At 36.5% G+C, this 16,384-nt stretch carries 14 protein-coding genes; 1 reads left to right on the top strand and 13 read right to left on the bottom strand.

Annotation, left to right across the window (positions count from 1 at the left end; translation table 11 throughout):
• Positions 1–163: 163 nt before the first annotated feature.
• The 8 genes from TR08_RS33550 to phaQ form a co-directional block, all read right to left on the bottom strand.
• Entirely contained in the window at positions 164–337 is a 174-nt protein-coding gene (locus tag TR08_RS33550) for a YjcZ family sporulation protein (RefSeq protein WP_081954362.1), read from the bottom strand.
• A gap of 33 nt (positions 338–370) precedes the next feature.
• Positions 371–463: a YjcZ family sporulation protein gene (locus TR08_RS30785; RefSeq protein ID WP_081954361.1), complete on the bottom strand. Its 93-nt coding sequence runs from the start codon at positions 461–463 to the stop codon at positions 371–373.
• Between the two features lie 125 nt (positions 464–588).
• Positions 589–1,002: a CotY/CotZ family spore coat protein gene (locus TR08_RS05605; protein ID WP_052427355.1), complete on the bottom strand. Its 414-nt coding sequence runs from the start codon at positions 1,000–1,002 to the stop codon at positions 589–591.
• Between the two features lie 23 nt (positions 1,003–1,025).
• Positions 1,026–2,246 (bottom strand): ATP-grasp domain-containing protein, encoded by a 1,221-nt coding sequence (locus TR08_RS05600; protein ID WP_045516437.1) that lies wholly within the window; start codon positions 2,244–2,246, stop codon positions 1,026–1,028.
• A gap of 486 nt (positions 2,247–2,732) precedes the next feature.
• Positions 2,733–3,566: an undecaprenyl-diphosphate phosphatase gene (locus tag TR08_RS05590; protein ID WP_045516434.1), complete on the bottom strand. Its 834-nt coding sequence runs from the start codon at positions 3,564–3,566 to the stop codon at positions 2,733–2,735.
• 138 nt (positions 3,567–3,704) lie between these two features.
• Positions 3,705–4,871 carry a C40 family peptidase gene (locus TR08_RS05585; RefSeq protein WP_045516433.1) on the bottom strand — a complete coding sequence of 389 codons (1,167 nt, stop codon included), beginning with the start codon at positions 4,869–4,871 and terminating at the stop codon, positions 3,705–3,707.
• Positions 4,872–5,150: 279 nt separating this feature from the next.
• Positions 5,151–5,765 (bottom strand): hypothetical protein, encoded by a 615-nt coding sequence (locus tag TR08_RS05580; RefSeq protein ID WP_045516432.1) that lies wholly within the window; start codon positions 5,763–5,765, stop codon positions 5,151–5,153.
• The gene (gene phaQ / locus TR08_RS05575; RefSeq protein ID WP_045516430.1) at positions 5,746–6,183 is read right to left on the bottom strand and encodes a poly-beta-hydroxybutyrate-responsive repressor; all 438 of its coding nucleotides are present in this window, start codon (positions 6,181–6,183) and stop codon (positions 5,746–5,748) included. Before phaQ ends, TR08_RS05580 begins: the two co-directional genes overlap by 20 nt.
• Before the next feature lie 149 nt (positions 6,184–6,332).
• Between phaQ and TR08_RS05570 the strand changes: the two genes are divergently transcribed.
• Positions 6,333–7,115, top strand: coding sequence for an alpha/beta fold hydrolase (locus tag TR08_RS05570; RefSeq protein WP_081954359.1), 783 nt, complete (start codon positions 6,333–6,335; stop codon positions 7,113–7,115).
• A 114-nt stretch (positions 7,116–7,229) separates the two neighbouring features.
• Here TR08_RS05570 and TR08_RS30190 read toward each other — a convergent pair whose 3' ends face one another.
• The 5 genes from TR08_RS30190 to ppc all read right to left on the bottom strand — a co-directional run bounded on the left by TR08_RS30190 (position 7,230) and on the right by ppc (position 16,338).
• The gene (locus TR08_RS30190) at positions 7,230–7,940 is read right to left on the bottom strand and encodes a hypothetical protein (protein WP_052427354.1); all 711 of its coding nucleotides are present in this window, start codon (positions 7,938–7,940) and stop codon (positions 7,230–7,232) included.
• A gap of 18 nt (positions 7,941–7,958) precedes the next feature.
• Positions 7,959–8,729, bottom strand: coding sequence for a hypothetical protein (locus TR08_RS05560; protein WP_045516429.1), 771 nt, complete (start codon positions 8,727–8,729; stop codon positions 7,959–7,961).
• A gap of 119 nt (positions 8,730–8,848) precedes the next feature.
• Positions 8,849–10,483 carry a long-chain-fatty-acid--CoA ligase gene (locus tag TR08_RS05555; RefSeq protein ID WP_045516428.1) on the bottom strand — a complete coding sequence of 545 codons (1,635 nt, stop codon included), beginning with the start codon at positions 10,481–10,483 and terminating at the stop codon, positions 8,849–8,851.
• 256 nt (positions 10,484–10,739) lie between these two features.
• A complete protein-coding gene (gene adhE, locus TR08_RS05550) occupies positions 10,740–13,343 on the bottom strand; it encodes a bifunctional acetaldehyde-CoA/alcohol dehydrogenase (protein WP_045516427.1) in 2,604 nt (867 codons plus the stop codon).
• Between the two features lie 232 nt (positions 13,344–13,575).
• The gene (gene ppc, locus TR08_RS05545) at positions 13,576–16,338 is read right to left on the bottom strand and encodes a phosphoenolpyruvate carboxylase (RefSeq protein WP_045516425.1); all 2,763 of its coding nucleotides are present in this window, start codon (positions 16,336–16,338) and stop codon (positions 13,576–13,578) included.
• Between the last annotated feature and the right edge of the window lie 46 nt (positions 16,339–16,384).

Raw genomic sequence — 16,384 nt, 5'->3', positions numbered from 1 at the left:
CTGTCAGCTATACATTTCCGCCACAACGGCATGTTAGGGACTTTCACCCATTAGAGCGAAGCGCTGCCAAGCGCACACAAAAAGCCCTCTTGTTTAAAAAGAGGGCTTTCTTCTATATTTTTTTGTCTAGTTGAAGTGCCTAGGGGCGCTTCCACTTTTCGTTTTATCTAAAGCAAGATGCTCCAACGATAATCAATAGGATGAATAAAACCACGATTAACGCAAAGCCGCCGCCAAATCCACAGCCACCGTAACCATAACCGCCAACACCACAGGCGCCGCCGTAACCATAACCGCCAACACCACAGCCACCGCCGTAACCATATCCATATTGCATATTTATAACCCCCTCTTTAATTTAATAGTATCCTCAGCACCAAGAAGCCCCGATAATAATTAACAAAATGAACAATACAACTACAAGGGCAAAGCCGCTGCCATGCCCGCCATGTGAACCAGACATTTACATTACCTCCTTTATTAATTCCATATATCCTATTCATATCGATAAAAATGTGCGATAGACACATTTCCAAATAACCCACTTTTCAAAAAAAAGAATAAGCCCATTCTATATGAGCTTATCAATCATTTAGGATCCACTATAGGAAGGAGACGATTCACTAATCTAGGCGATAGCGGCTGTAGTGAAGAAAAACAGGAGAGGTCTACAATAATACAATTAGATGTTGTTCTTAAAGAAAAGACATTATCACAAATATCTACTGGATAGCCATCTATATCTACCGGTTCAAGAAGAGATATTGTTGCACAACATCTTCTTACATCTATCGCTTCTAATCTAAAGACATTCGTTGTAAAGAAATCTCCATTATTTGTCCAACCCCATGCCTCAAATTGACATTTTCCCGTGGATAGTATAAATGGAATAGTATCATATCCAATATCCTCACTTATAAAACGAAATTCCTCAAAGGATAATTTTTTCTGTTCTTCAAAAAGTTGTTGCAGGTCTTGACATATACATTTATTTTCCCCCATGACCAAACCTCCTTTCAAGTTTTTTAAACTGGCTGCAAGTAAAATTGAATATGCTGCGCCCCATTTATAGCACATTCTCTTGCTTTATCTTTTGAATCAGCTGCTGCTAATACATATCCGTATCGTTGTCCCATTGAGCGAGGTGGAGTTACAATTTGACCATATTCTGCCTTCGTGTACACCTCTAAAACACCAACTTGTTCTTTGGCTGAATCGCAACCAGTTACTTTAAGTACTTTCCCGACAGATCCAACGATTAAATAATGTGTATAAATAGCCTTATTTTGCATTTTTATTAATTCAGGTTCCAATCCTGCGTATAACCTTATTGTCTGTTCTGCAAGGTTATAACCAAATGCTTCCTCAATCATCCGGTTCATAGCACCCCCAGCCATCCTCGGATTAATCTCAATCAGCTTCCAGCCATTATTTGTTAATTTTATCTCTAAATGGCAAGTACCATTTCTTAACTGAAAATCACCTATAATTGAAAGGACAGTTTCCTTTAGCCCAGGCAGCTGTTCTACTAACAACTCAGGAAAAACAGAATAACCTGTGATAATAAAACGTTCGGCCTTAATTACTTCCTGTTCAACAATTGCTGCAATCATGATGGTGGAATTATAGACAACAACTTCAACCAAATATTGTGGACCCTCCAAATATTCCTCTACTAATATAGGAGATTCTGAATTTTTACGATGAAGTTGTTTCACACCCTTCTTACATTCCCAAATATTTTCGACCAATATTACATCCTTTGAACCATTAGATTGAGGTGATTTGATAATTAGCGGAAATTGGTCTTTTAACTCCTTTAACTCATGATCGATCGTTTCAGGAGAGCTTAGAACCTTAAAAAAAGGAGAATAACTTTTTCCAGATAAATACTTTCTGGTTAAAATTTTATCGGTCATAATTTCTAATGGTTCATATGTGAGCGGTGAATTGCAAAGAGTATTTGAAAGCAAGGCAGCCAAGTAAACATATTCATCTAAAAAGCTAATAAAACACTCAACCTTTTTTCCCTCTAAAATGAGGTCAGTTATCGCTGAAAGTATTTCATCTGTATCTGACATATTTATTAGGCGTACATCATCTATTTCGATATAATCCTTCCTTTCTTCAACAAAAATGGTGCGATTCGTTAAAAGGATGGTCTCGTACCCCAGCCTTTTTGCTGCTCTTATTCCCTCATAACTTGATCCCGTTTTGTTTGTTCCTAAAAAAACAATTGATTTCATTTCTTGCACCCACCAAAGATTTTCATCATCTTTTTTGTATTAGTTTACCAGTTACAATAAAATATTCTTTTCTGCGTTATTTTGTGTAGGCATGTTCATTATGTACGAACAGTTATTTGACCAATAAATATAAAGTGTGACAGATGCCTTTTAAAAAAATCGTGGACAAGTGCTTAGAAAATATGAAAAACCATATTTTCAATGGTTTTATCCCATCAAAAATATGGCTTCCTCCCAAGGCAATATTAAATAATTTGGAATATGTTTTTTTCAGGAAATCGAAGAACGAAGAAATGATGAAATAAAATTAGTCCAATGCCTAAAAATCCTCCAATAACTATCGCTAACCAAACATCATTTTTCGCCATTACTTTCTTTACCTTATGTTTCCAAAAATCATCCTCTTTTATCCAATAAAAAAACCAACAACTTTGAGTTGTTGGTTTTTGGTGAGAGTCCACTTTTATGGGCTGCTGCATAATATAATTAAAAATACACAAGATAAATGATTAATGCTAACAGGATTCGATAAATCGCAAATGGAACAAGTTTTATTTTATCGATTAGCTTTAAGAAAAAGCGAATAGAAATTAACGCAAAAACAAAGGCACTTACAAATCCAGCAATAAAAAATGGAAGGGCATCCATCGTCATATACTGCCAATTTTTCAGTAAGGATAGAAAGCTGGCACCCGCCATAATAGGAACTGCCATAATAAAGGTAAAATCCGCAGCCGCTCGATGACTCAATCCTATTAGAACGCCGCCTGAAATTGTTGAGCCGGAACGAGAGAACCCTGGCCACAATGATAAACACTGAATGAGACCAATCGTAATCGCTTGTTTATAGGTAATCTGATCAACGGTTTGGATTTTTGGTGTTTTTGGACCAAAGCGATCTGCGACTATCATGAAGACAGCACCAATCACTAAACCTATTAAAACCGTTTCAGTCGAAAATAAATACTCATCTATATAGTCTTCTAGTAGTACTCCAAAGATTCCAGCAGGAATTAATCCAACTATGACTTGAGTAAGTTTTAATCGACCGCCGCTTTGTTTTGAATGCTTATTTTTAATGCGTCCCATTCCTAACAGGTCAATGAATCTGTCTTTGAATGTCACTACAACCGCTAAAATGGAACCTAACTGAATGACTACTTTGAACGTGTTCGCACCATATTTTCCTAAAAACTCTTCTGATTGTAGCCACATATCGTCAACGATAATCATATGACCGGTTGAAGATACCGGAGCAAATTCTGTTAACCCTTCTACCAACCCTAAAATAATTGCTTTAATAATCAATAATAACTCCATTTAAATAACTACTCCCCACATTATCTTCTGTTTAAAATCAAGGTTATGGAATAACCTTTTAATTGTCCTTAATTTCCATTATCCTTAGCATCTATTTTTTAACAAAAATAGGAGCGAAGCTATGCTAGCCTCGCTGCTTTATTGTACTATTATGCGATTAACACGTCCATTAAATTTTTCCAACCAATATCCATTTGTCATATCAGCTATTGCCACACCTGTAGAACTTTGTGAACCTAAGTATTTTCCAGCACCAAGATAAATGCCGACATGGCCATCTTTTTTATAGGTATCAAAAAACACAAGGTCTCCAGGCTGCATTTCATCGACACTGACCGGTATTCCTGTATTTTTCAAGACCTCTGTACTAGTACCTATTTTGATATCAACCTGAGCAAACGCCCAACTGACAAAAGCGGAACAATCAAATCTTCCATTTGCAATATCATATTCATTTCGACCGCCGCCAAATACATAAACCGAATTCCCCACATACTTTAGCCCTTCGGTAATTAGCTTTTGAACAGTTTCGTTCGATATCAATATTGATTCATTCAAAATTTGATTTGGATCAATATCGTTTAGATCGTCCATTGTAGAAAGCGCAGAATCCTGTTGCATTAAACCAGCCTGTTCAACAAGTGTAACTTGCTCTTTTTTCTTTGCTTCAGCCCTTAACCATTCATTTTGTTGCTTTTGTTCTAGAATTTGCGTTTGCATTCCTTCTAATTCTACTTTCATATTCTGCAGCTCTGATAATTTATTTTGTAATTGTTCTTGCTTCTTTTTTACATCCTGTTTGTCATCCTCATGTTGTTTTATAAGATTTTGGTCTGCTTCGACAAAAGAGGCTACGGCACCAACCCGATCTACAAAGTCCTTAAAGTTTGAGGATCCAAGTAGAACATCAAGATAATTTACCTTTCCACCTTTTTCTTGAAATGTAAGTGCACGTTTTTTTAATATCTCATTACGCTTTCTTACTTTTTCATTTAGCGATGCGATCTCTGTTTCCAATTTCTGAATCTCTAATTGTGAAGCGCTTATTTTCTTCTCCGTTTCGAGAATGATATTATTATTATCATTTATGGCTTGCTCGACTCGACTGATTTGTTCATTTATTTGTTCAATTTCATCTTTTACTTGGTTAAGCTCTACACTCCCTTTTAAGATTTCCAATTGGATTCTTGAGCGCTGTTCGTCAATTACTTGCTGGTTGTTATTTTCTTCTGCTTCTACTTGAAGTAATACAGTTGGACTTCCGAACGTGATTATTGTACAAAATGCCATAATCTTCTTTTTCAAATTTTTTCCCCTGCTTCCTTCATCGCAAATAGCAATAGAGTTTAATTTTTCTATGTAATTTAGCTATTTATTAGTTTATTAAATTACCAAAAATCATCCTTTATACCCACTTTTATCCTATTCAATTGCAACTAGAAGTATAGCATGAAATCTTGTCAATTCAATAATAGTAATATTAAATTTATGTTTCAAGAAATTTCTATATCTATGTTCATTGATTAACATAAAAAAGCAGGCCAATCAGATGTATTGGTCTGCTAATGAATTTGAAGTATTTGCTTACTTTGCTTTTAGAAGCTCTTTGACACTATTTTTCCCACGATTTACAATTTCATTATGAGTATTTCTAGCCATTTTAACATACTCATTTGTGACCTGCTGCCACGCATTTCGGCGTTCCCGTCCATAAGCAACGTTGGCTTCTGTGCTCTTTTCGAAATTATCCTCTAACTGGTCAATAATTTGGAAAACAGATTTGATTGGAGTGAGAGCAAGGTTTTCTAATTGATTAGAAACCTCTTTAAGCTGATGTTTAAGCTCCTCCCTTTCATTCATCATTTCTGCTTCTACTCTTTCTTCGTCTTTCACAAGTTGTTCCCTGCGTGCATTCATTTGCTGCATGAATCCAGAAACAACTTCTTTGTTTGTTTTTTTAGTTTGTTCGAACAGATTAGCTACTGATTTTCTATATTGTTTGTTAAACTTGATGACTTCTCTAAGTGCGTTCACATAAGCATCTTCACGGTTTTCGCGCAACTGTCTAGCCCGCTCAAGTGATTGCTCATACTGATTCCAAAGTGTATCTACAAATAAACCTTCACTTTTAGCTTCTTCTGCTGCAGGAATTATTTTTTCTTCAACAGCTAGAACACCTTCACTCTTTTTCTGTGCCATCGTCCTTCCTCCTCTTTTTACTGTTTACTTTCTCTATCGAATCCCTCTTTTGAAATGAAGGAATATAGAGCTCAAGGAAACTTGAATACATTTTGAAGAATTGGTCTAGCATCGATTGGTACGATTCTAGTTGATTGGCATAGCCTTTTAAGTATGTAATACCAGCTTTTGTTATGGAATATCTTCTTTTGGCAGGTCCACTGCCATTAGTATCCCACTCAGATGATACTAGTTCTTCCTTTTCTAGCTGTCTTAACAGTCTGTAGAGATTACCCTGATCAATCGTTTTAAAACCAAATGTTTGTAATTTCTGGCTTAGCTCATATCCGTGAAGAGACATTCTGCTAAGAAGCAATAGAATAAATGGCAGAACAAAATTTTTTGAAGGATTGACAGACTGATTGTCTTGATTTACCATTTCTATATCACCTCACCTATATGTATTTTACACCTACAAGTAATATTTTGTCAACTTGACAAATAAATGTTATTATATGGTGTAACATCACGTTTACAATTTTAGTAACTTGGTAAAGGAACTATTAAAAAATTGAAGGTGGTGTCAAATTGAAACAATCGAAAGTTAGTATGTTGGGGATGCCTTTTTTACATTTTGGCAATGGTGAACCGTTAGTCCTGATTCATGGATTAGGTGAAGTGAAGGAAGGGTGGCAGTCACAATTTGAACTAGCTGATCAGTACGAATTAATTATTCCTGATTTGCGAGGGCATGGTGACTGTAACAAAACCGAAGGGATATCTATTCCAAATTTTGCTTCAGATGTTATTGCTTTATTAAACGAGTTAAAAATTGAAAACGCTCACATTTTAGGCTTGTCAATGGGCGGTGCTGTCGCTCAAGAGATTTATCGTCAAGCCCCCCACCTAGTTCGCTCTCTCATGTTGATCAGTACATTCCACTTTTTTCCTAAAAAACTCAGAAAACCGTTACTTAAATTTAAGAAAGCGAGATTAGGTGCCGCTGCAACGGATAATGACCTAAAAGAAACTGCAGCACATATGAGCCTTTATTCTTGGTCAGAGGAAAATATGAATCTATTTAAACGATATTTCCAGCCGAAGCGCAACATCTTTTTAAAATCTCTAAAAGCTTGTTTCCAAGTTAACAATATTTCTTTATTACCAACAATAAAAGTTCCAACTCTAATCATTGGCTGTCAATACGACTCCGTTTTACCTGTTTGGATTCAATATTGTATGCACAAACTGATACCCCATTCAGAATTTATCATTATGAGAAACTCGGGGCATTTAGCAAAGTTAGAAGCAACAAACCGGTTTAATCTTCTGCTAAGAAAGTTCTTAAGCCGGCAAAAGGCTGCTGCTTAATTTATTTAATAGGGAAGGATGGGGTCCTTCCCTATTATTATCTCTTTGCCAATGTTAAAGAGGGAATGAAGTCCTTAAACATTTCTTGAACGATTATCATTTTCCCCCTTTTCATTAAACTGTTGTAACTAATTCTTTTTCTTTCGCCTTGCCTTTTGGACTTTCTTTTACCACAAGCCCCTTTAATGAAGCTAATTCATTTTTTATTTCTGTTAATTGACCTAATCCTAGTTTAACTTCGTGCAAATCGGATTGGATGGTTTTCTGATCATCAAGTCCTTTTATTCCGATAATTTTCTTTTGTGATTCTTTTATTTCCTCAAGTTCTTGTCTTACATCACGAAGGTTGACTTGAATAATTTTTATTTCAACAAGTTCTTTACGTAATTCCTGGAAGTCATCCTTCATTCTTTTCAAGTCAGTAACTTCTTGTACAGTTTTTTGGAACTCAACCTGCATTTGTTTAATCATCTTAACCATTTCTTGAAACAATTCGAGATTTTCTTTATTTAATGCACCAAGGCTGTCCTGTAATTTCCAAATCTGTTCCTCAAGATTATCGATTTTCCCTTCAGCTTGAATTGATAGATTTGCAACAGTCGCAACATCTTTTTTGGTAGGGATATTCATAATGCCGGCCATTAGCTCCTGATTTTTCCTTAAAAGTTCCATGTAACGAGAGTGTACACCTAATCCTGTATTGGCTAAGCGAACAAATTCATTGTTATCTGCTGCCATAAATAATAGACCATTGATTTGTTTTTCCCACATTTCACTAATTTGTTTAAAGCTTTCGTACGGGTCAAATATCTTTTCTTTTGACATTCTTCATCATCCTCATTCTTATGATTTTGTAAGTTTTTCTGCTTTTTCCATGTATTTATTTAATGGGAACATAAACGTTTTTATTGGTCCGGTAAAAAGATTAAGAAATCCTTTTTGACTCTCATAGATTAGGTTTGCAGCTTGCTTTAATGTTTTAGTATATTGTTTCCTTGCATTCTTCCTAAGTGCAATATATTGTTCTATCATTTGAAGGTATTGGTCCATAAGTTGATTACTTACAGCCATTTGTAATGGTGTTCTTAGGATCGCTATTGTTCTACTTTGAATTTGGTCAAACTGCTGATTAATTTCTTCATAAGACTTTTTTGGAAAAATGTGCTGCAGTGCTGTAGTGGACATTAAGAATTCTTCTCTTGCTGTTCTTTCCCAATTTGCAAACTCTTTCTTGAACTGTTCTCTGACAGATTTAATATTCTCCTGATTTCGTCTGATGCTTTCAGCAAAACACATTGCTTCTTTTAAAAACACATCATCACGAAAATCTGCGTGCTTCGCCCATTGGTCTAACTCATGATAGGCATGCTTCCAAAGAATATCCAAGGTCGAAAACTGTTCTTGAGCTCCTGCCTCTTCAGCATTTTCTTCGCCAGCTGTTTGTTCGGCTTCCTCCTCAAGGATTTGCTCTTGTACCTCTGATTCTATCGGTTCATGTACTTCCGTTCCTTTTACTTCATTTTCAACCGTAGAATTTTCCACAGTATTTCGTCTCCTTTTAGTTGTTTTTGGTGATTCTTCACTCTTTATAGTGGATTCTTTTTTTTCAGCCATTTCATTGTCTCCCCTTGCTTGAATTATTTAGGTAAATGAGCGTGAAGTGTTCTTGGAAGGATTCTTGATGTGTTCTACGAAGTTTGTTTAGATTAGTGGTTTTGTTGATTAATAGTTTCTTAGGAATGAACTTTTTCATTTTTTTCTTGACGCAGCATTCTCCTTAACAGCTTTCCGACAGATGATTTAGGAAGTTCCGATAGAATCTCAATCTCTTTAGGTACTTTATAAGATGCTAAAAACTGCATTGAATATTCTATTAATTGTTCTGGTGTCACATATGCTCCGATTCTTAACTTTACAAAAGCCTTCACTGTTTCTCCTCTATAGGAATCAGGCTTTCCAACAACAATCGCCTCTTCGACCGCTTCGTGTTGATAGATAATTTCTTCAATTTCTCGAGGGTAAACATTGTATCCGCTTGCAATAATCATGTCCTTTTTTCGATCTAAAATATAGAAATAACCATCCTCATCCATTTTGGCGATATCCCCTGTAAAAAGCCAGCCGTCTCTAATCACTAATTGAGTGTCACTAGGACGCTTCCAATAGCCCTTCATAACTTGAGGCCCGCGAAGAATCAATTCACCTGCTTCACCAACCGGAACATTTACATATCCCTCTACAGTTTCCTTTACAATTCTTGCTTCAGTTCCTGGTAAAGGAATCCCCACACTGCCTAGTTTACGAGGAAGAAATGGTGGTGTAGTAATAGCAGAAGGAGCTGTTTCTGAAAGTCCGTATCCATCTGCAAGTCTTATGCCAACACGTTTTTCAAAAGATTTAACCTGTTCAATTGGCAATGGAGCTCCACCGCTGCTTAGGTAGAATATATCTTTAATTGAGCTATCTTCTAATTGTGGATGACTGTTTAATGCGCATATCATCGTAGGAACTGCAGTTAACTGGAATGGTTTCTCCCTATTAATCAGCTCAAGTAATTCATTCACATCAAAACGAGGGAGAATTAATTGATTACCCCCAATTCGGATAGCAGAAAGTGCATTACATGATAATCCATATACGTGAAACATTGGGAGAACACTGATAATCTTAAAGTTTTCTGGTTTCTCATCAACTGCATTATAAGTAAAATCACAAACTTGAATAATATTAGCAAGCAGGTTCTGGTGGGTAAGCATGACCCCTTTGGAAACACCAGTTGTTCCTCCTGTATATTGTAAAATAGCCACATCTTCTTTGATGTTAATTGGGATTTCAGGGATCACATTATCATGTGTAAGAAAATCATCAAAATAAATATCACCTTCTGCTAGGTTAATCTTACTTCCGCCAAATCCCACTACTATGATTTTTTTCAAAGAAGTCCTTGGCTGAACTTCTTTTACCTTTTGATAGAATGCTTCAAATACAACCATATAGCCTGTTTCAGAATCATTTAGGGCATACTCAATTTCTCTTTCTACATACATTGGATTTACTTGAACAGCAATACCTCCCAATCGGAAGACTGCAAATAAGCTGAAAATATAATGCGGGCAGTTAGGCAGCATGATCCCCAGTCTATCTCCCTTTTGGAAGCCGATCCGGTACAACGATGCTGTCAGCCAATCTGTAATTACTCTCGTTTCTTTGTAACTCCAGGATCTTTCATAAAAAGTAAGGGCTGGTTTGTCCCCGTGAATAATGGCTGCTTGCTTCAAAAGATCGTATAAGGAATCATAATCTACTGATACATCCTTATTAATTCTTGGATCATAAAACTTTAACCACGGCTTTGACGAATAAACCATACAATCTCCTCCAAATCCTATCAAGTTCTTACCCACTTAAATTATTGTTTTAAAAAAGGTTTTTGTAAACGTAGCCAAATCGACAATTTTCCCCATTTTCTAAATTATGACTGTTATTTACAAAGTCTATTACTTGTTAGAGGTAAGATACACTAAGAAGATTGATGGTTTTTGTCGAAGTTTTCATTCTTGTTCACACAATTTTCGAATCTACAACTAACCTATTTACAGTAAAAAAAGTTATTTTGAACTACCTTTAAAAACCTTTATAAGCCTCTCGATAGATATTCGCCAGCTCCGTTACAAGTGGTTGTTTAGGATTTGCAATCGTATCTTGATCATCAAAGGCATTTTCAGCTAAGATATTTATTTTCTTTTCAAATTCATTCTGACTTATCCCCGTTTCTTGAATGCTCATTGGCAATTCCAATTCCTTAATAAGGTGAGTGATTGCATGTATTAAACTTTCTACACCTTCTTCTGTTGTTCCAGAAGGTAATCCTAGCACTTTAGCAATCTCAGCATAGCGTTGATCAGCAATAAAGTGTTCATATTTTGGAAATGTCATGAATTTATTCGGTTTTGCTGCATTGTATCGAATTACGTGAGGTAACATAATGGCGTTGGCTCGACCATGCGCAATATTAAATTCAGCACCTAGTGCATGTGACAAGCTATGATTAATCCCTAAAAATGAATTGGCAAAAGCCATTCCTGCAATAGTAGAGGCATTGTGCATTTTTTCTCGAGCAAGTTCATTCTTTCCGTCTTGGTAAGCCCTTGGTAAATACTCAAATACTAATTGAATTGCTTTCAATGCTAATCCATCGGTAAAGTCATTGGCTAGCACTGAAACATACGATTCAATCGCATGTGTTAAAACATCAATCCCCGTATCTGCTGTCACATGCTTAGGGACGGACATTACAAACTGAGGATCGACAATAGCCAAGTCTGGTGTTAGTTGAAAGTCAGCTAGTGGATATTTGATATTTGTCTTTTTATCTGAAATAACGGAAAAGGAAGTTACCTCAGATCCTGTACCAGATGTGGTCGGAATTGCTACAAGGATTGCTTTGCCGCGAAGAGAAGGGAATTTAACCACTCTTTTACTAGGATCAAAGAATTTTTGTTTTAAGCTATTAAAATCAACTTCTGGATGTTCATAGAAGAGCCACATCGCTTTTGCTGCGTCCATGACGGAGCCGCCTCCGAGTGCAATTAGACAATCAGGCTGGAACTTTTCCATCCTTTCTGCACCACTCTTAACTGCTACAATGTCTGGTTCAGGTTCAATATCATATAAAACTTCATATTGGATATTGTTAGGATGTTTTTTCAATTGATAAAGCACTTTTTCGACGGAGCCATTTTTCATTTGACTTGCACTTGTCACAATAAACACTTTTGAGATTCCAGGAATCGCAGCTAGCACTTGAATCGAGTTTCTTTCAAAAAACACTTGTGATGGAACCTTAAACCATTGTGTCATATTTCTCCTTTTTGCAACCTTCTTAATGTTAATCAAATTAGCTGCTCCTACATTCTGAGACACAGAGTTCCCTCCATATGTTCCGCACCCAATCGTTAAGGACGGTAAAGATGTGTTATAGATATCACCAATCGCACCGTGAGTCGATGGTGTATTAACCATAATTCTTCCAGCTCTCATTCTAAGGGCAAATGTGTCAATCACATTTTGTTCAGCTGTGTGAATGGCAGCTGAGTGTCCCAGCCCTCCGTACCCGAGTGTTTCTTCAGCGATAAGCAGACCTTCGGCTAAACTATTTACTTTATAGCAGGCTAGTATAGGGCTTAACTTTTCACAAGAAAGTGGAAATCTCGGACCCACACCTTTTAATTCAGCAATTAATATTTTCGTATTTACAGGGACATTGACACCAGCCATTTTTGCAATCATATAGGCAGGCAAGCCTACAATCATCGGATTTAAGGAAGCACTTTTTTCGTCTATCACTGCTTTTTCTATCAAATATTTTTCTTCATTATTTAAGAAATAACAATTATTTTCGATCATTTCCCGTTTTACTTCTTCATAGATCTCATGATCGATGATAAGTGCTTGTTCAGAAGCACAAATCATCCCGTTGTCGAATGTTTTTGATAGAATAATGTCATTTACTGCCCGCTTTATATTCGCACTTTTTTCAATATAACAAGGGACATTACCTGCCCCAACACCCAGTGCAGGTTTTCCAGAGCTATAAGCTGCTTTTACTAAATTTGGTCCCCCAGTAGCCAGAATAAGAGAAATCTTTGGATGCTTCATCAATATTTGAAATGCTTCATGGGAGGGAACTTCAATCCATTGAATACAATTCCCAGGTGCCCCAGCCTTAATAGCTGCTTCCTTTAGAAGTATTGCCGTTTCTACACAGCACCTTTGAGCATATTTCGGAAAGGCAAAGATAATTGGATTTCTTGTTTTTAGCGATATCAGTGATTTAAAGATAACCGTGGAAGTAGGATTTGTGATAGGAATAACTCCAGCTATGACACCAACTGGCTCGGCGATCTCTACCATTCCCTCATTCTCGTTTTCATTAATCACTCCCACTGTTTTTAGATCTCTTATGTTGTTGTAGATAAACTCAGTCGCAAACATATTTTTGAAAACCTTATCCTCATATACTCCTCTTCTCGTTTCTTCAACTGCTAGCTTTGCCAAGTCTTTGTGGTTATCAAGGGCCGTATAGGCCATTTGCTTGACGATTTCGTCCACCATTTCCTGATTGTAGCAACGAAATTCAGCTAACGCTTTTGCAGCATTCCTTGCCAAAACATTAATCATTGCAACTACATTTTGTTTTTCCTGTACAACTTTTTCTTCAACTGCCATTTCATATCCCTCCAAATCACTCTTTTCAAGCAGGAATGTTTTTCAAACTTAACCATTTTTCTTTTCTGGCTAAAATATATCAGTTGAATAATACAAAATTTGTCGAATTTCGCTGAAAAACGAATGAATATTCATTCATTTTTAAATATTTCACAGATTGTTCATAACCTATTTCACCCACTCTCATGGAAAAACGCTCCTCACCTTAATGGGCGAGGAGCGTTTTTTTAGATCAACCAGTATTACGTAAACCAGCGGAGATTCCACTAATGGTTAGTAGTACCTCAGTTATTAATTCTTCAGTTGGTTCGTTCTGATTTCTTAATTGCTTAATTAATTCTACCTGTAAAAAGTTTAATGGATCAACATAAGGATTTCTACGATAGACTGAGTCTTTAATATTTGGGGTGTGATCAAGTAATTCTTTAGCACCAGTTATTTTGAGAAGAATTTCTTTCGTTCTTTCATATTCTTCAAGGATATTTGAAAAAATTCGCTCTGCAATTTCCTGATTTTCCACTAGTGATAAATATTCTTTAGCGGTTGTGATGTCTGCCTTCATCAAAGCCATTTGGAGATTATCAATAGTTGAGCGGAAAAATGGCCATTTTTCATACATCAGTTGTAATTGTTGTAAATTTTGTTCACTTTTTGAAGCAAAGCTTTCTAATCCAGTCCCTGCTGCATACCATGCTGGAAGGAGCTGCCTGCTTTGTGTCCAAGCAAAAACCCATGGAATCGCTCTTAAATCCTCGAATCGACCGCGATTTTTTCTGCTCATTGGTCTTGAACCGATGTTTAAGTCACCAAGTTCTCTTAATGGGGTTGCTTCATTAAAATAGGTTAAAAAGTCTGAATCTCCAAAAACGAGTGATTGATATTTTTTAAGGGAAGCGCTGGAAATCTCTTCAATAGCTGACTCCCATAATTTATCCCTCATATTTCCGTGCTCTGCCTCTTTTGATACATGAGCTGTTGCGAGCATAAGTGTTGAAGTGGCCTGTTCTAAGCTTCGATAAGCGATGTCTTCAAGCAAATAGCGGGAAGAAAGGACTTCTCCCTGCTCAGTAATTTTCACTCCATCACCAATCGTTTCTGCTGGTTGTGAAAGCAAGCTTTTGTTTAGTGGGCCGCCTCCGCGACCTAGGGAACCTCCACGGCCATGGAAAAATTTCAATCCAATGTGATACTTGTTTGCCATCTCATGAATTTCAAGCTGCGCTTTATAGAGCTTCCAGTTAGCCGTTAACGTACCGCCATCTTTACTTCCGTCTGAATAACCAAGCATGATTTCCTGTTGGTTGTTCATCACATTCAAATGATTACGATACACAGGCATATTAAATAAAGTTTCCATAATTTTTGGACCAGCTGTTAAGTCTTCAATGGTTTCAAGTAATGGTGCTACATTTAATTGACTTTCCACAGTCCCATCCGTATGAAGTCTGTAAATTCCTGCTTCTTTTGCTAAAACTAGAATTTCAAGTAAGTCACTTGGAGATTTTGTCATACTGACAAGATAAACGGAAATCGAGCGTGCTCCAAATTCTTTCTGAGCATCTCTTATCATATTAAATACCTGAATCATTTGCTGCGTTTCCGGTGTATAATCTTCGTTTAATAGTAGAAGCGGCCGTGGGTCCATTAAAATATTTTCTAATATTTTCACCTTTTCATCCTCTGAAAGCTGTGCATAATCATCCGAAATTCGTACTTTTCGCAAGATTTCTGTAATAGCTGCCTCATGCTCGCCACTATGATTGCGAATATCAAGTGTTGCTAAATGGAAACCGAAGAGCTGTACTTGGCGTATCAACTTTTGGATTGTTTTTAACTCATGGGCTGCAGGATGATGGTTATTTAAACTTCTTTTAACTACAAATAAATCTTCTAATAATTCTTCTGAAGAACGATAACCTAAATCAGATTTACCAACTTGTTTTAAACGTTCGATGATAATAGCAAATTTACGGCGATACACTTCTGTTTTAATTGGCCATTTCTTATCCTCTGTTAAAAACTTGTTTTCTTCTTCCTCTAGTGTTTGGGTAAGTTCTAGACTGACTTCCACTCTAGTTGTGGAATGACTGTAGCGTTTCATTAGATCCACAAGGACATTTTTATATTTTTTTAAGACAAGCTTGCGCTGCTTATGTAAAGTCTCCCATGTGACCTCTGGAGTAACATTTGGATTACCATCCCTGTCGCCTCCAATCCATGATCCAAATTTAAGAAAATTAGGAACATCCCAATTTTTAGTAGAGTAGTTTTTTTCTAAACAATCTTCTACTTCCCGATGGATTTCTGGAAGGACTTCAAATAAAGTCTGATCAAAATAATACAGCCCGTTTCGTACCTCATCTAATACAGTCGGCTTATTATGGCGAAGTTCATCTGTCTGCCAAAGAATCGTAACTTCATTAAACAAACTCTCTTCTAGCTTTCGACGTTCTCTTTTTGTTAATAAAGGATGATCAAGCTTCTTTAAAATAACTGCAATACGTTGTTGAATTTCTAAAATTGAACGCTTCGCAGCCTCTGTAGGATGCGCCGTAATAACCAGCTCAAGTGACAATTTGTTTAAGACATCCTGAATCATATCTTCATCAATATTGTTTTCCTTAAGGGATAGAATCGCACTCTCGATAGAGTCGGGTTGAACGATTGTATCGTCTTCTAGGTGATATTGGTGTCTTCTACGTATACGATGATTTTGTTCAGCAATATTTATTAAATGGAAATACATTGAAAATGCGCGAATAACTTGTTTTCTCAATGGGCTGTTGAGGTTTGTTATCTCTTGTTTTAATTCTGAATATATTTCATGATCAAAATGGAACCTTAGCGTTTTACACATGAGCCTGATTTTTTCCACTTTATCTAACAATTCAGCCCCGCCATGATTGACAAGGATTTCACCAAGAATTTGACCAAGTAATTTAACATCGCGACGAAGTGGAAGACTGCTGTCATTCACCTTCAATTCTGTAGTCATACTTTCACCTTCCCTGTACTAGTTGATTGACTAAATTTTTTATTTA

This window comes from Neobacillus niacini (assembly GCF_000759675.1).
Classification (GTDB): Bacteria; Bacillota; Bacilli; order Bacillales; family Cytobacillaceae; genus Neobacillus; species Neobacillus niacini_A.
Note: the sequence above shows the minus strand (reverse complement) of the source record. Positions and strands in the feature narration are given on the sequence as shown.